This is a genomic window from Pseudomonas arvensis (assembly GCF_056688935.1).
In genome coordinates this window covers 3,675,615-3,691,000 of record NZ_CP162038.1, presented here as the reverse complement: position 1 = coordinate 3,691,000, position 15,386 = coordinate 3,675,615, and the positions used below count along the sequence as shown (strand labels likewise).

Genomic DNA, 15,386 nt, shown 5'->3' with positions numbered 1-15,386 from the left:
ATCAAAAGGATGACGATCATGCATGCACGTGTATCTCGACTCGGCGTTTGCGCACTGGGTCTGGCGATGGCCTCCAGCCTGAATGCGGCCACCACGGTGACCGGCCAGATCACCTCCAGCCTGACACTGATTGCCAGTTGCCAGGTCAACGGTTCCGGAGCGGCCACCGGCCTCAACTTCGGTAGCCTGAACTTCGGTACCACCAACAGCCTTTTCACCAATGCCGACGCCCAATTGCTCGGCGGCACCGGCACCGGGGGCGCGCTGTCGATCCTGTGTTCCAGCGGCACCACGCCAGCGGTGAAGGTGCGTGCCGGTGCGAATGATGGTGCGTCTGACGGGGGCACCCGTGCGCTGGCCGACGGTGCGGGCAACTTCGTGCCGTACGACTTCTACACCGACAGCGGCCACTCGGCGCTGCTGGCGATTGACGGCGTGATCACCCTCGCCACCAGCACCGGCGTGGCGCAAACCGTGAACCTCTATGGGCGGGCGGTGGGCAAGGCCGGGCTGCCGGCGGGCACGTACTCGGACACCGTGGCTGTTGAACTGACGTTCTGATGCGCTGGCTTTGCGCCTTGCTGGCCTGTGGGCTGGCGGTGCCGCTGCCGTTGTCGGCGGTGACCAGCCAGAGCTTTCAGGTGAGCGCGACGATTACGCCGGGCTGTTTGATCGTTGGCGGCAGCGCCAATTACGGCGCACTGAATTACGGCAGTTACTCGGCTCTGGCCACCAGCACCGTGACTGCCGCGCTGACCGGCGGTGTGACCCTGCAATGCACGCCGGGGGTGGCGTTGAGCATGAGCGTCGACGGCGGCCTGCATAACAGCAGCGGGCGCAACTTGCAGCTCAACAGCGGCAGTGCGCGGGTGGCGTACCAGCTGTTTCGGGACGCGGCGTTCAGCCAGAGCCTGGGGGTCAGTCAAAGCGTCAGCGTGACGTACAGCGATGCAAACACCATCAGCCTGCCGATCTATGGGCGGGTGGTATTACCGGGCAATCAGCCTGGGGGGACGTACAGCGACACGTTGCAGGTGCAACTGACGTGGTAGGGCTTATCGGTATAAGGAGTGGTTTTATGCGTTCACCTTCCCGGCGGCTGTGGGCCGCGGGCATGGCCCTGGGGGCGTTGTGCACGGCGGGGTTGGCGCAGGCCGCCAGCTCGGTGCTGATCTGGCCCATCGACCCGGTGCTGGAAGCGGATCAACAGGCCAGCGCGCTGTGGCTGGAGAACCGCGGCACGGAAACCGCGAGCCTGCAGATTCGCGTATTTGCCTGGAGCCAGAGCGGCTTCGACGAGCAGTACCAGAACCAGCGCGATGTGATCGGCAGCCCGCCGGTGGCCAGGATCGAGCCGGGGCAGAAGCAACTGGTGCGCCTGACCCGCACGCGTGAAGTACCGCCGGGCCAGGAGCTGGCCTATCGCATCATCATTGATGAAATCCCCTCGCCGTTGCAGGTGCCCACGCCGCCGGAAGGCAAGAACACGGCCGCCGCCATTCGCTTCCAGATGCGCTACTCGGTGCCGTTGTTCGCCTACGGCGCGGGGCTGTGGAGCAAAGAGGACGCCACGCGTCAGCGCGATCCGGCAGGCGCGGGCAAGCCGGACCTGAGTTGGCACAAGGTCACGGTGGCGGGGCGCAACTACATCGAGGTGCGAAACCAGGGCGCCGTGCATGCGCGGCTGACCGATGCGTCGTTCAAACAGAGCGGGCAGCCCCGGCCGCTGGTGGAGGGTTTATTGGGGTATGTGCTGCCCGGCGCGACCATGCGCTGGCCGGTTCCGGATGCGGTGTCGGCTGATCAGCCGTTGCAGGTTCGCGTCAACGGTGCAGCGCAGTTGGAGACCCTTGCGCCGAAGCGTTGAGGGTGGTGTAGCGGGGCTGGGAAGCTCCGGGTGTTAAGCGGATGGAGATGTCCATTGAAGGACACAACGCCATGGTGAGTCGTGGTCGGGCTCGTCATCTATGGCTGTCGGTGGTGGTCAGCGGGCTGTGGGGCGCGGCAGTGGCGGGCGACCTGCCGCCGCCGCCGAGCAGTATGGAGGCTGTCGCCGATGCACAGCTGTTTCTGGAGTTGGTGGTCAACCAGATGGACACCGGCCGCGTCATTGCCGTCGACCAGCGCGCCGGGCAGCTATATGTGCCGGCGGGCGCGCTGCAGGACGTGGGCATGAAGCTGCCCGGTGAACTCAGCGGCAGCGTGGCGCTGGACGCAATCCCCGGCCTGCACAGCGATTACGACAGCAACGGCCAGCGCCTGCTGATCGACGTGCCGCCGTCGTGGCTGCAGGAGCAGTTCATCGGCAACCGCAACACCTATCCGCGCACCCAGGCCATGAGCAGCTTTGGCGCCTTGCTCAACTACGATCTGTATTTCAACGACACCGATGAAGGCGGCAGCTACCTCGCGGCCTGGAACGAAGTGCGGCTGTTCGACAACCGGGGCACGTTGTCCAACACCGGGCAGGTCCGCCAGACCCTGGCCGACGGTATCAACGACAGTACCCTCAACAATGGTTACCGGCGTTACGACACCACCTGGCGCTTCTCTGATGATGAACGGATGCTCACCTATGAAGCGGGCGATGTAATCAGCGGTTCGCTGCCCTGGAGCAGCTCGGTGCGTTTGGGCGGGGTGCAGTTTTCGCGCGACTTTGCGGTGCGCCCCGACCTGGTCACTTATCCCTTGCCGCAATTTGCCGGTGAGGCGGCGGTGCCGTCGTCGGTGGATTTGTTCATCAACGGCTACAAATCCGAAAGCGCGCTGCTGCAACCTGGCCCTTACACCCTGACCAACGTCCCGTTTATCAACGGTGCGGGTGAAGCGGTGGTGGTGACCACCGATGCCTTGGGTCGTCAGGTGTCGACCACGGTGCCGTTCTACGTCACCAGCACGTTGCTGCAACAAGGCTTGACGGATTTTTCGGTGGCGGCCGGGACGTTGCGCCGCGACTACACCGTGCGGGATTTCTCCTATGGGCCAGGAGTGACCAGCGCGACGTTGCGTTACGGCTATTCCGACAACCTGACCCTGGAAAGCCACGCCGAAGCGTCCAGTGATCTGACCCTCGGCGGGCTGGGTGGCAACGTGCGACTGGGCCACTTCGGCGTGCTCAACACGGCCCTCAGCCAGAGCCAGTTCGAAGGCCGCAACGGCCAGCAACTGAGCCTGGGTTATCAGTACAACAGCAGCCATTACAGCCTGTCCTATCAACGGGTCGAACGGCGCGCCGACTACGCCGACCTGACGCTGGTCGACACGCCCTACGCGAGTTTGAGCAAGCGCAGTGAACAGGTGACATTGAGCCTTAATCTTGAGCGTTTCGGCAGCCTGGGCCTGGGCTATTTCGACGTGCAGGCCGCAGACGACTCGCGCACGCGGCTGCTCAACCTGAGCTGGAGCAAACCGTTGTGGCGCAACACCAGCTTCTACCTGTCGGCCAACCGCGAGATCGGCGACAGCAACTGGGCCATGCAGGCGCAACTGGTCATCCCGTTCGACCTCAACGGCAGCCTTGCGCTGAGCACCGAGCGTGGTAAGGACGGCACTGGCCGCCAGCGGGTCAACTACAGCAGCGCCGTGCCCAGCCAAGGTGGGTTCGGCTATAACCTGGGCTATGCCCAGGGCGACGCACCCAGCTATCGACAGGCTGACTTGACCTGGCGCTTGCAGTCGGTGCAACTGCAGGCCGGCGTGTATGGCAGCAGCGATGCCGAGACACGGTGGGCGGATGCCAGCGGTTCGTTGGTGTGGATGGGCGGCGACACCTTTGCCGCCAACCGCATCAATGATGCGTTTGTGGTGGTGAGTACGCAGGGCTTTGCCGGGATTCCGGTGCGTTACGAGAACCAACTGGTGGGCGAGACCGACCGCAACGGGCATTTGCTGGTGCCCTGGAGCAGTGCGTATTACCGGGGCAAGTATGAAATCGACCCACTGAACCTGCCGCTCAATGTGCAGAGCCCCAACGTGGAACAACGGGTCTCGGTGCGCCGTGGCGCGGGTTATCTGCTGGAGTTCCCGCTGCGCCGCGTGCTGGCGGCGAGCGTCACGCTGGTGGACAGCCAGCACCAGGAATTGCCCCTGGGCAGCCTGGTGGTGCATGAGCAAAGCGGCCAGCAGGCGGTGGTGGGCTGGGATGGTTTGGTGTACCTGGAAAACCTGTCGGCCCATAACACCTTGCAGGTGACGCTGGGGCCAGGACGTACCTGCCAGGCGACTTTCGATGTGGATGAGCAACAACAAGGCGTGCCGCTGATCGGGCCGTTGGTGTGCCAGTGAGGGGCAAGGCATGCCTGCTGCTCGGGCTGCTGCTGTCAGGCCCGGCGATGGCGGCGTGCTCGGTGGTCACCAGCGCGCCGGCCAGTTTCGGCTCGATCAGTTCGATGACGGTGCGCACGGCCGCGCAAACCAGTTCGACCACCAACGCCGGGTTGCGCTGCACATCGGCGCTGATTTCGCTGCTGGTGCCGTCGGACCACTTCTACGCCACCATCACCTCGACCCAGAGCGGCATGGTCGGGCCGACCGGTGACGTGATCGGCTACACAATCTACGGCAACAACAGCAGCAGCTATCCGATTACCCGGGGCACGCAGTTCGATTTTGGTGGCGCCGGGGGGATTGCCCAGGTGTTGGGGTTGATCGCGGGGCCCGGGGCGAAAACCGTGCCGCTGTACCTGAGCAGCATCACCGGCAGCAACGTGGCGGCGGGCCTGTATACCGAGACGTTGAACATTGCCTGGAACTGGAACTATTGCTCGGGCATCGGCGTTGGCGGGATCTGCCTGGGGCGTGATATCGGCAATGCCGTCGCGACCCTGACAGTCAGCATGACCGTCACCAACGACTGCCAGATCACCGCGCCCAATATCAGCTTTGGCAGCGCCCCGGTGGTCAGTGGGTTCACGGCCGTAACGGGGCAGACTATCAATATCGCCTGCACCAAAGGCAGCGCCTACACCGTGGGCCTGAGCGATGGCCAGAACCCGCTGAGTGTGGGCGGGCGGCGCCGCATGATCTCGGGCAGCAACTACCTGGCCTACGACATTTTCAAAAGCGCGGGCACCACGCGTTGGGGCAGTGTCGGCGCGGCGCGGCGGGCCAGCTCCACGGCCGAGGTCAACCCCGGTAATGGCTTGGGCACCGGCAGCCAGGTATTCAACTACAACGCAAAAATCTACACCGACCAGACCACGCCACCCGCCGGTACCTACCTCGACAACGTGGTGCTGGACGTGGGGTTCTAGAACGGCTGCATGGACGGCGGCGGCTGATCCGTGGGGCTGACCACCGCATAGTTGTAGCCGCCGCCAGACCAGTATTGCGCCTGCAACCCATCCGCCGAGCGCTGGCCACGGGGCAGGAAACCGTTGTTCGGGCCCGGTGGGCGAATGTAGAAACTGATGCGCCGACCGTGCGGGTCTTCGTACAGCACCATGGCGGCGGCGCCTTGCTCGGTGGTGAGCAACCGGCCGCTGACCGGCTTGAAACCTGACTGGCTCAAGTCCGGCAGGCGATGGGCCTGGTTGAAGTAGCGGTCGAGCCAGGCCTGCATGGTGCCACTGTCCTGGCCGTTGTAGTCGGCGGGCATGATGCCTTCCTGGGCAAACAGACGGAACGCTTGCATCGCGTCGGCCATCGGCAACATCGACGTTTGCGTGGCTTCGCGGGCGTGCCAGCCGCCGAGGCCGCCGAGGCTCACGGCAATCAGCAACACCGCCGCCGTGGCGAAGTGACGGCGCGATTGCTGCTTGATGCGCTGGCGGATCAGCGCCGGGTCCAGCGCCGGGTTGGCCGGCTGTTGCAAGGCGCCGCTGAGTGACGCGCGCAGCAATTGCGCGTCGTGCTGCCAGGCCTGTACCTGGGCCGCGACCTCGGGGTGAGCGGCCAGATAGGTGTCGAGTACACGGCGATCGCTCTCCAGGAGTTGGTGATCGACGTAGGCATGCAGTTCGCGTTCGCTGGGGGGCAGGCTGATCATTTGAGTATCCGCAGGGAAGGGCTGGCAATTTCGCCGTCGCTGAGTTGGCGCAAGGCTTGGCGTGCCCGGGACAAGCGCGACATTACGGTGCCTATGGGCACGTCGAGGATGTCGGCGACTTCCTTGTAGCTCAAGCCTTCTACCGACACCCATAACAGCAGGGCGCGCTGTTCGGTGTTGAGCTGATCGAAGGCTTGCAGGGTCGACTGGGCGATCACCGTGCGCTCCACCGATGGCTGTGCATCGTCGCGGCCGGTAAAAAATTCCAGCATGCGTGCATAGCGGCGGGTGCGGCGGTGGGCGTCGAGGAACTGCCGGTAGAGGATCGAGAACAGCCACGCGCGCAGGTCGCCCTCGATGCGCTTGTCGGCCCAACGGTTGATTGCCCGCTCCAGGGTGGCCTGCACCAGGTCGTCGGCGCTGCTGGCGTTACGGGTCAGGGACACGGCAAAGCGCCGCAGCCTGGGGATGAGTTCACGTAACGGTTCGTCGAGTTCATGCATGGGTATCTGGCTGGTCACTACGCTGGGACTAGAGAGACGTCCGGCGGTAAGGGTTATTCCAGGCGGCGAAAAATAAATCCACGGCCTGGGAATAGAGCCGGTTGGCATTCGTCTCAATGCTCCGACCTTATGTTTCAACCCCCTAAGGCCTCTGGCCCTGGAGTCTGTTCATGGTAGATCACTCATCACCGCCTCGTCCCGCGCTGAGTACGGCGAGCCTGATTGCGCGCCTCGCCGGCATTGGTGCCGTGGTCGCGGTCGTTGCCGGGGCCTTTGCCTACGTCAACGGCACGCTCGACCCACAGCGGCTGCGGCCGAAAACCTTGGTCAATGCCTTGGAGACCAATAACGGCGTACACCCTGGTTTTCGCCGTAACCATGCCAAGGGCGTATGCGTGGCCGGTTATTTCGAGAGCACTCCCGAGGCGCGTGCGTACTCCAGTGCCCAAGTGTTCAGCGAGGCCAAGACGCCGCTGGTCGGGCGGTTTGCCTTGCCGAGTGGCAATCCTTATGCGCCGGACAGCAGTGTGCCGATCCGCAGCTTCGCTGTGCAATTCAGCCAGGCCAATGGCCAGCAATGGCGCACCGGCATGAACAGCATGCCGGTGTTCCCGGTGGGCACGCCCGAGGCGTTCTACCAGATGCTCAAGGCCGGCGCGCCTGACCCGGCCACCGGCAAGCCGAACCCGGCGAACATGCCGGCATTTTTTGCCTCTCATCCCGAAACGGCGGCGTTTTTGGCGTGGGTCAAGACCGCGAAACCATCGGCCAGCTATGCCACCGAAACCTACAACGGCATCAACGCGTTTTACCTGGTGAGCGCCGATGGCACGCGCCAGGCCGTGCGCTGGGGCGTGGTGCCGCAGAGCCAGGACGCAGCGGGGGATGCAGCGCCGGCCGCTGCTGACTTTCTTGAGAAAGACCTGGTGCAGCGCCTGGCGTCAGGGCCGTTGCGTTGGCAGTTGAACATGACCCTGGCCAACCCCGGCGACCCGCTCGACGACGCGAGCAAGACCTGGACCGGCGAGCACAAGGTGTTGAACGCCGGCACCCTGGTGCTGCAAAGCAGCCAACCACAGGCCGACGGTGACTGCCGCGACATCAACTTCGACCCGTTGATTCTGCCCAGTGGCATCGAAGCCTCCAATGACCCACTGCTGGCCGCCCGTTCGGCGGCGTATGCCAGTTCATACCTGCGCCGTGCCGGTGAAGTCAGCCCGTTGCACAGTGCCCCTCAGGAGTCGAAACCATGAATGCCCAGCCTCGGTTTTTTGCGCCCTTGGCACGCCTGCTGCACTGGTTGATGGCGCTGCTGGTCATCGCCATGTTGTTTATCGGCGCAGGCCTGGCGGCGTCGGTGTCAGAGCGGCATGAGTGGTTGATCCACCTGCACAAGCCGCTGGGGATTGCGATCCTGGCGTTGGTGATCGTGCGTCTGGCGGTGCGCTTTTCCACCCGTCAGCCGCCATTGCCGTCTGACTTGCCGCTGTGGCAAGTGCTGGCGGCCAAGGCATCGCATCTGGTGTTGTACGCATTGATGCTGGTGTTGCCGCTGCTCGGCTGGGCGATGATCTCGGCGGCGGGCGACCCGGTGATGCTCAGCAGTTCGGTGCAACTGCCGGCGCTGGTCGGGGCCAATGCGCCGCTGTTTGCGCTGCTGCGCAAGGCTCATGGGTTCCTGGCCTACCTGCTGTTTTTGACGGTGCTGGTGCACCTGGCGGCGGCGTTGTTCCACGGGCTGATTCGACGGGACGGCGTGTTGCAGAGCATGACCGGCACCAAGGACTGATACCGGCGGGGCAGGATGGTCAGCGCAGGGCCGTGACCATATCGGCCACCGTACTCAGCACATCCTTGCCCAGTTGCCTGGAGCGCTCACCCGACCAACCGGTTTTCGGGTTGGGGCTGTCGTCGTTGTCCTTGAAGGGCATTTCCAGGGTCAGGGACAGGCAGTCGTACTTCTCGCCGACGGCATTACAGGCCAGGGTCATATTGGCTTCGCCCGGCAAGTCTCGGGTGTAGCCGTGGACGGTCTGGAAGTCGCGGGTCAGTGCACTCAAGTGCTCGCGGAAGCGATTTTCCAGCGCTTCGATGCGCGGCGTATAGCCGGGGTTGCCTTCGCAGGCGGCGGTGAACACGTAGGGGATTTCTTCGTCGCCGTGGATATCGAGGAACAGGTCGACACCGTAGTGTTCCATCTGTTGCTGCACAAACAGCACTTCCGGGCTTCTGTCTTGGCTGGCGCTTTGCCAGGCACGGTTGAGGTCCTGGCCCATGGCGTTGGTGCGCAAGTGCCCGTGGAAGGCGCCGTCGGGGTTCATGTTCGGCACCAGGTACAGGTCGGCAGCGGCCAGGAGTTTTTTCATCTCGGCATCGCCGTCCTGTTGCAGGCGCTCGATGATGCCTTCCATGAACCATTCGGCCATGTGTTCGCCGGGGTGCTGCTGGGCGATGATCCAGACGTTGCTACGGTCTTTGCCACCTTTGCCGCGCCGCAGCAGCTGAATATCGCGGCCTTCGACGCTTTTACCGGTGGCCAGCAGTTGAGTGCCTGCGTATTTCAGCGCCTGATCGATCAGCCAATCATGGCGTGCGCGGCTGTAGGGTTCGAAGTAGGCAATCCAGGCGTGTTTCTCGCGGGTTTCGAGGCTGATGTGCAGGATCTCGCCGTCAAAGCGCGTGGGGACTCGGAACCAGTTGGTGTGGTCATAGGACGCTACAGCGTTGTAACCGCTCCATGCATGCTTATACGAAGAGCGGCCCGCGTTGCTCAGGCGAAAAGTGTGGGTATGCCCCACGTGCATGCCTTCGGCCTTGAAGTGGAACCATTGGAAATGATGGCTCTGCGTGTCGGGTTTGATTGCCAGCAGTAACTGATAGGCATCGCTGGCGTCGAGCACCTGGATATTGCCACTGTCGAAGTCGGTGCTGATCTTGATGGAGGTCAAGGCCACGGTCATAGTCTGGCTGCCTGAATATGAGTGTTGTGGCAGCTATATTACACAGGAGTCTGGTAAACCCTGGATGCAAAATTGTTGCAGGGAGGAGGGGGGCGTCGTCCATGACGCAGCCGCAGGTTAGAATCTATGAGATTGATTCTCAAGCGCTATTTCGCAGAGATGTGAACCAGAGCGCCCGACTGACTTTCTTTCGGCGATGGTCTTTTGCTACCATGCGCGCCATCAAGCAACACACAGTCTTCATTAGCCTGAAGCCATGCCAGGGAAACTGGCAAAAAAAAGACCCGGCCAAAGAGCCGGGTCAAAAACCGTGATTAGCCTGATGAGGAGATATTCCAAGAGTCCGACCTAAGGTCCCTTGGTCTATCGACTGATCTCGCGATCAGCTGGGTCCAATAATAATCATTATCATTTGCAAGTCAAATGTTTTTATCCATGGGATAGAAATATTTTTCTTACGCGCCTGTTATCCGTTCGCCCGGGCTTCTGGCCTTTGCAACGATCGCTCCACCATCGCCTTCGCCATATCAATCAAATACACCACTGAAAACGCCAGTTCGCGCTGATTGCCCTGGTGGTTGCTCGCCGCTTCATAGGCGGTGGCAGCAGCGCTGCGCAACAGGTCTGAGGCGTGCACCAGGGCTTCTTCGTGGCTGATGCCTGGCTTGATGTCGAAAAAACGCTCTTGCGGGGCTGGTGCCGACATATTTTCTTTCAAGTAAAAGTCCAGCGCACGCTGGGCTGCACCGCTGCTGCGCAGGTTGTACACGTCATCATTTTCAGGTGTTTCGGGCAGTAGATACGGGCTCGTCGTCATAAGGGGCGATACTCTGTGTGGGGGGCGAAAACCTTATGCCTGATGATAGTACTTATCGTATTCATGTCGTTTTATGGATTACTACAAACTGTTTATTGCCCTGGAAAATACCTGCCGTATTGTCTGGCGCCATGGATAATTGGATCGCGTTGGTCAAGGCCAACATGAAAGACCGCAAGGTCACACAGAGTGAGCTGGCTGAACGCTTGGGCATGTCCCAGGGCGGTGTGGGCCATTGGCTCAGCAAGCGCCGGGTGCCGAGCCTGGCGGATATGAACCGGGTCCTGGAAGAACTGGGGCTGGGCGACTTGGAAGTGGTGCAGGAGGTGCGTGAAAAAACCGACGACGCACTGATCCCGGCTAAACAGTACAACCCGTATTTTCGTTACCCGGTCGGCGAGTGGAGGGGCCTGTGCGAAGTTCGCGAAGAGCGCCCCGCTTATGGCGCCGTGCGCTTCGAATTGACCGACTACCACGCCCACGGCAACGCCTTCTGGCTCCCTGTGACGGGGGACGCCATGACAGCGCTCAGTGGCCTGAGCATCGCCGCCGGCATGCTGATCCTGGTGGACCCAGCCATCGCTGCCGAACCCGGCAAACTGGTGGTTGCCCAATGGGCCGACAGCCCACAGGCAACTTTTCGCCAGTTGATGGAAGAAAGCGGCGAACGCTATCTGGTGCCGCTCAACCCGACCTATCCGAAACGGCTGTTCACCGACGATTGCCACATCCTGGGTGTGGTCGTACAGGCCACGGCGAAGTTCTAATCGGCGGCGTCGAGCTCCACCAGCACGCAACCTTCGGCAACCATTTCGCCTTCCAGGCAGAACAGCGCCTTGACCACTCCCGCCTGGGGGGCGCGGATGCTGTGTTCCATTTTCATCGCTTCGAGCACCACCAGTTGTGTGCCGGCCTCAACCGCCTGGCCAACGTCTACCAGCACCCGCACGATGCTGCCGTTCATCGGCGCCGTGAGGCCGCCCTGGTGAGACGGGTTCGCCTCGACAGCGGCAATCGGGTCGAACAGGCTCACGCCATGCATCTCGCCATCCCAACGCAAGAACACGCTGCCCTCGCGGCGTACTGCCAGGTGCGAGCGACGCACGCCTTGATGTTCGATCAGCAGGTGTTCTCCACGCAGTTGCGGAGCCTCTTCACCCAATATCACCCGGCGATCCTGCTCGTTGCAGCGCAAATGCAGCGAAATTTCGGCGGACAGGCCTGCACGAAATCCACGGCTGTCAGCCCAAGGCCCTTCACCCGTCGGCAAGCTCTGAATGAAGGCCGCACCCGCCGCCTGCCAGAATTCGTCGCTCAACTCACCAGGCACCGGCAGCAATTGATCCTGATAACGCGGAATAAACCCGGTATCCAGCTCGGCTGCGGCAAATGCCGGATGGCCAATGATGCGCCGCAGGAAAGCCAGGTTAGTCTTCAGCCCACCCACGGCAAATTCATCAAGCATGCTCAGCAAGCGCAGACGTGCCTGCTCACGGTCCTCGCCCCAGGCAATCAGCTTGCCGAGCATCGGGTCATAGAATGGCGACACACGGTCCCCTTGCTCGACGCCGCTGTCCACCCGGCGTCCCGGGCCTGACGCAGATTCGCGGTAGAGCGCCAGGTGCCCGGTGGCAGGCAGAAAATCATTGGCCGGGTCTTCGGCATACAAGCGCACTTCAATTGCATGGCCGATCAGCGGCACCTGTTCCTGAGTGATCGGCAGCGCCTCGCCCTGAGCCACACGAATCTGCCAGGCCACCAGGTCCAGGCCGGTAATGGCCTCGGTTACCGGGTGTTCCACCTGCAGCCGCGTGTTCATCTCCATAAAGAAGAACTCGCCGCGCGCATCCAGCAAAAACTCCACGGTACCGGCGCCCGCGTAGCCAATGGCCTGTGCCGCACGCACGGCAGCTTCGCCCATGGCCCTGCGCTGTTCAGCGCTCAGCCCCGGCGCTGGCGCTTCCTCGACGACTTTTTGGTGCCGACGCTGGATCGAGCAATCTCGCTCATTGAGGTACAGGCAATGCCCTTGCTGATCGGCAAATACCTGGATCTCCACATGGCGCGGCTTGAGCAGGTATTTCTCCACCAGCATCTGGCCGTTGCCAAACGACGACAGCGCTTCACGCTGGGCCGACGCCAGGGCTTCGGCGAGTTGGTCAACGTGCTCAACCACCTTCATGCCCTTGCCACCACCGCCCGCCGTGGCTTTGAGCAGAACCGGGTAGCCAATACGTTCACAGGCGGCGCGGAAGGTCTCCAGGTCCTGGGCTTCGCCGTGATAACCCGGCACCAATGGCACACCCGCGGTTTCCATCAGTGCCTTGGCGGCGGATTTGCTACCCATGGCGTCGATGGCCGAGGCGGGCGGGCCGAGGAAGATCAGGCCGGCGGCTTCGATCGCTCGGGCGAAACCGGCGTTTTCCGACAAAAAGCCATAACCCGGATGAATCGCCTGGGCGCCGCTGGCGAGGGCGGCGGCGATGATCTTGTCGGTTTGCAGGTAACTTTCCGTGGCCTTGCTGCCGCCCAGGTCGACGCGGATATCCGCCTCGCGACTGTGCCGTGCATCGCGGTCGATGGCGCTGTGCACGGCCACCGTGGTCAGGCCCATGGCTTTGGCGGTGCGCATCACCCGGCAGGCGATTTCGCCCCGGTTGGCCACCAGCAGCGTCGTCAGAGTGCTCATGGGCGCGGCTCCTGGGATTGCCAGTTCGGTGATCTTTTTTGCAGGAACGCCCTCAACCCTTCCTGGCCCTCGGCGCTGACGCGAATCCGTGCGATGGCATTTTCGCAGTAGCGGCGCAGCGCCGGGGTGAGGGCGCCGTTGCCCACTTCACGCAGCAGGTCTTTGCTGGCGCGCATCGCCGCCGGGCTGTTTTGCAACAGGTTGGCGATCCACTGCTCCACCTGGGTATCCAGTTCACCGGCAGGGTAGCTTTCCGCCAGCAGGCCGATCTCCCGCGCACGTTGGCCAGCAAAGCGCTCGGCCGTCAGGGCATAGCGCCGCGCCGCACGTTCGCCAATGGCCTGCACTACAAACGGGCTGATCACCGCCGGTGCCAGGCCAATGCGCACTTCCGACAGGCAGAACTGCGCATCGTCGGCGCCTATCGCCATGTCGCAGCAACTGATCAAGCCCAGCGCCCCCCCGTAGGCCGCGCCTTGCACCACCGCCAGGGTCGGGATTTTCAGCTTGGCCAGGTTGTACATCAGCTCGGCGAGTTCGCGGGCGTCGTCCAGGTTGGTGTGGTAATCCAGCTCGGCCGACTGCTGCATCCAGGCCAGATCCGCACCGGCGCTGAAGTGCTTGCCGCGTCCGCGCAGCACCAGAAAGCGCAGGGCTGGGTCGCTTTGCACGTGGTCGAGGGCAATGATCAGTTCGCGGATCATTTCGGCGTTGAACGCATTGTTCTTGGCTTCACGACTGAGCCACAGCGTGGCAAAACCACGGCTGTCGGTGATCAGTTCGAGGGTATTGAAATCGCTCATGGGGTACAGCTCCAATTACATGCGGAACACGCCGAAGCGGCTCGGCTCGATAGGGGCGTTCAAGGAGGCGGACAGCGCAAGGGCCAGTACCTCGCGGGTCTGCTGCGGGTCGATGACCCCGTCGTCCCACAGGCGGGCGCTGGAGTAGTAGGGATGGCCCTGGGTTTCGTATTGATCGAGGATCGGCTGCTTGATCGCGGCCTCTTCCTCAGCGCTGAACGCATTGCCCGCACGCTCGGCCTGCTCGCGCTTGACCTGCACCAGCACGCCCGCAGCCTGTTCGGCGCCCATCACGCCGATGCGCGCATTCGGCCACATCCACAAAAAGCGCGGGTCATAAGCGCGGCCGCACATGCCGTAGTTACCGGCGCCGAAGCTGCCACCGATGATCACGGTGAACTTCGGCACCTTGGCACAGGCCACGGCAGTGACCAGCTTGGCGCCGTGCTTGGCGATACCGCCGGCTTCGTATTTCTGGCCAACCATAAACCCGGTGATGTTCTGCAAAAACAGCAGTGGAATCCCGCGCTGGCAAGCCAGTTCGATAAAGTGCGCGCCTTTTTGCGCGGCTTCGGCGAACAAAATCCCGTTGTTCGCCAGAATGGCAATCGGGTAGCCGTGCAAGTGCGCAAAACCGCAGACCAGCGTGGTGCCGAACAGCGCCTTGAATTCATCGAACACCGAACCGTCCACCAGCCGCGCAATCACTTCGCGCACATCGAACGGCTGCTTGGCATCGGCCGGGATCACGCCGTACAGCTCATCGGCGCTGTACAACGGGGCTACCGGTGCGCGCTGCACCAACTGGCCCTGCTTGCGCCAATTGAGGTTGGCCACACTGCGGCGGGCCAGGGCCAGGGCGTGTTCGTCGCTGTCGGCGTAGTGGTCGGCCACGCCGGAGATTTTGCAGTGCACATCGGCACCGCCCAGGTCTTCGGCGCTGACCACTTCACCCGTGGCCGCCTTCACCAGCGGCGGGCCGGCGAGGAAGATGGTGGCCTGCTGACGCACCATGATCGCCTCATCGGCCATGGCCGGTACGTAGGCGCCACCGGCGGTGCACGAGCCCATCACCACGGCGATCTGCGGGATGCCTTGGGCACTCATGTTGGCCTGGTTGAAGAAGATCCGCCCGAAGTGCTCGCGGTCGGGAAACACTTCGTCCTGACGCGGCAGGTTGGCGCCGCCCGAGTCCACCAGGTAGATGCACGGCAGGCGATTCTGCTCGGCGATGGTCTGGGCGCGCAGGTGTTTTTTTACCGTCAGCGGATAATAGGAACCGCCTTTCACCGTGGCATCGTTGGCGACGATCATGCATTCGACACCTTCCACGCGGCCGATCCCGGCAATCACCCCGGCCGCCGGCACGTCTTCGCCATACACCTGATGAGCGGCCAATTGGCTGAGTTCAAGGAACGGCGAACCTGGATCGAGCAGGCGATTGATGCGCTCGCGGGGCAGCAGTTTGCCGCGTGAGGTGTGCCGCTCCTGTGCCTTGGCGCCGCCACCTTGTTGCACATGGGCGAGCAGGGTGTGCAGGGCGTCGACCTGTTGGCGCATCGCCGCGCTGTTGGCGGCAAATTCCGCCGAGCGGGGGTTGAGTAGGGTATGCAGGGTGGCCATGGGCG

At 62.9% G+C, this 15,386-nt stretch carries 15 protein-coding genes; 8 read left to right on the top strand and 7 right to left on the bottom strand.

Annotated elements, in window-relative coordinates:
• Positions 1-18: 18 nt before the first annotated feature.
• The 5 genes from AB3G88_RS16470 to AB3G88_RS16450 all read left to right on the top strand — a co-directional run bounded on the left by AB3G88_RS16470 (position 19) and on the right by AB3G88_RS16450 (position 5,252).
• Positions 19-561, top strand: coding sequence for a Csu type fimbrial protein (locus AB3G88_RS16470; protein WP_099586663.1), 543 nt, complete (start codon positions 19-21; stop codon positions 559-561).
• Positions 561-1,052 (top strand): Csu type fimbrial protein, encoded by a 492-nt coding sequence (locus tag AB3G88_RS16465; RefSeq protein ID WP_099586664.1) that lies wholly within the window; start codon positions 561-563, stop codon positions 1,050-1,052. Before AB3G88_RS16470 ends, AB3G88_RS16465 begins: the two co-directional genes overlap by 1 nt.
• Before the next feature lie 26 nt (positions 1,053-1,078).
• A complete protein-coding gene (locus tag AB3G88_RS16460; RefSeq protein ID WP_158876781.1) occupies positions 1,079-1,867 on the top strand; it encodes a fimbrial biogenesis chaperone in 789 nt (262 codons plus the stop codon).
• A 71-nt stretch (positions 1,868-1,938) separates the two neighbouring features.
• Positions 1,939-4,284 carry a fimbria/pilus outer membrane usher protein gene (locus AB3G88_RS16455; RefSeq protein WP_480454448.1) on the top strand — a complete coding sequence of 782 codons (2,346 nt, stop codon included), beginning with the start codon at positions 1,939-1,941 and terminating at the stop codon, positions 4,282-4,284.
• A gap of 47 nt (positions 4,285-4,331) precedes the next feature.
• Positions 4,332-5,252, top strand: coding sequence for a Csu type fimbrial protein (locus AB3G88_RS16450; RefSeq protein ID WP_158876827.1), 921 nt, complete (start codon positions 4,332-4,334; stop codon positions 5,250-5,252).
• Here the strand turns inward: AB3G88_RS16450 and AB3G88_RS16445 are convergent.
• Together AB3G88_RS16445 and AB3G88_RS16440 are read right to left on the bottom strand one after the other, a co-directional pair.
• The gene (locus tag AB3G88_RS16445) at positions 5,249-5,986 is read right to left on the bottom strand and encodes an anti-sigma factor family protein (RefSeq protein ID WP_480450730.1); all 738 of its coding nucleotides are present in this window, start codon (positions 5,984-5,986) and stop codon (positions 5,249-5,251) included. The genes AB3G88_RS16450 and AB3G88_RS16445 overlap by 4 nt on opposite strands.
• A complete protein-coding gene (locus AB3G88_RS16440) occupies positions 5,983-6,489 on the bottom strand; it encodes a sigma-70 family RNA polymerase sigma factor (RefSeq protein WP_122306567.1) in 507 nt (168 codons plus the stop codon). Before AB3G88_RS16440 ends, AB3G88_RS16445 begins: the two co-directional genes overlap by 4 nt.
• A 170-nt stretch (positions 6,490-6,659) precedes the next feature.
• Between AB3G88_RS16440 and AB3G88_RS16435 the strand changes: the two genes are divergently transcribed.
• Positions 6,660-7,742, top strand: a complete 1,083-nt coding sequence (locus AB3G88_RS16435; protein WP_112195996.1) for a catalase family peroxidase — start codon at positions 6,660-6,662, stop codon at positions 7,740-7,742.
• The gene (locus AB3G88_RS16430) at positions 7,739-8,278 is read left to right on the top strand and encodes a cytochrome b (protein ID WP_099586673.1); all 540 of its coding nucleotides are present in this window, start codon (positions 7,739-7,741) and stop codon (positions 8,276-8,278) included. Before AB3G88_RS16435 ends, AB3G88_RS16430 begins: the two co-directional genes overlap by 4 nt.
• A 19-nt stretch (positions 8,279-8,297) precedes the next feature.
• Here the strand turns inward: AB3G88_RS16430 and AB3G88_RS16425 are convergent, their stop codons facing one another.
• On the bottom strand, positions 8,298-9,449 hold the full coding sequence (locus AB3G88_RS16425; RefSeq protein ID WP_480450727.1) for a M14 family metallopeptidase: 1,152 nt from the start codon (positions 9,447-9,449) through the stop codon (positions 8,298-8,300).
• 466 nt (positions 9,450-9,915) lie between these two features.
• The gene (locus tag AB3G88_RS16420; RefSeq protein WP_480450725.1) at positions 9,916-10,266 is read right to left on the bottom strand and encodes a DUF6124 family protein; all 351 of its coding nucleotides are present in this window, start codon (positions 10,264-10,266) and stop codon (positions 9,916-9,918) included.
• A 131-nt stretch (positions 10,267-10,397) separates the two neighbouring features.
• On the opposite strand from AB3G88_RS16420, the gene AB3G88_RS16415 reads away from it, so the two are divergent.
• Positions 10,398-11,033: a LexA family protein gene (locus tag AB3G88_RS16415; protein WP_099586677.1), complete on the top strand. Its 636-nt coding sequence runs from the start codon at positions 10,398-10,400 to the stop codon at positions 11,031-11,033.
• Here AB3G88_RS16415 and AB3G88_RS16410 read toward each other — a convergent pair.
• The 3 genes from AB3G88_RS16410 to AB3G88_RS16400 are packed head-to-tail and all read right to left on the bottom strand — an operon-like array spanning position 11,030 to position 15,381.
• A complete protein-coding gene (locus AB3G88_RS16410; RefSeq protein WP_480450723.1) occupies positions 11,030-12,955 on the bottom strand; it encodes an acetyl/propionyl/methylcrotonyl-CoA carboxylase subunit alpha in 1,926 nt (641 codons plus the stop codon). The genes AB3G88_RS16415 and AB3G88_RS16410 overlap by 4 nt on opposite strands.
• Entirely contained in the window at positions 12,952-13,758 is an 807-nt protein-coding gene (locus AB3G88_RS16405) for a gamma-carboxygeranoyl-CoA hydratase (RefSeq protein ID WP_480450721.1), read from the bottom strand. The genes AB3G88_RS16410 and AB3G88_RS16405 overlap by 4 nt, the downstream gene beginning before the upstream one ends.
• Positions 13,759-13,773: 15 nt before the next feature.
• Positions 13,774-15,381, bottom strand: a complete 1,608-nt coding sequence (locus AB3G88_RS16400) for a carboxyl transferase domain-containing protein (RefSeq protein ID WP_158876769.1) — start codon at positions 15,379-15,381, stop codon at positions 13,774-13,776.
• Positions 15,382-15,386 lie beyond the last annotated feature (5 nt).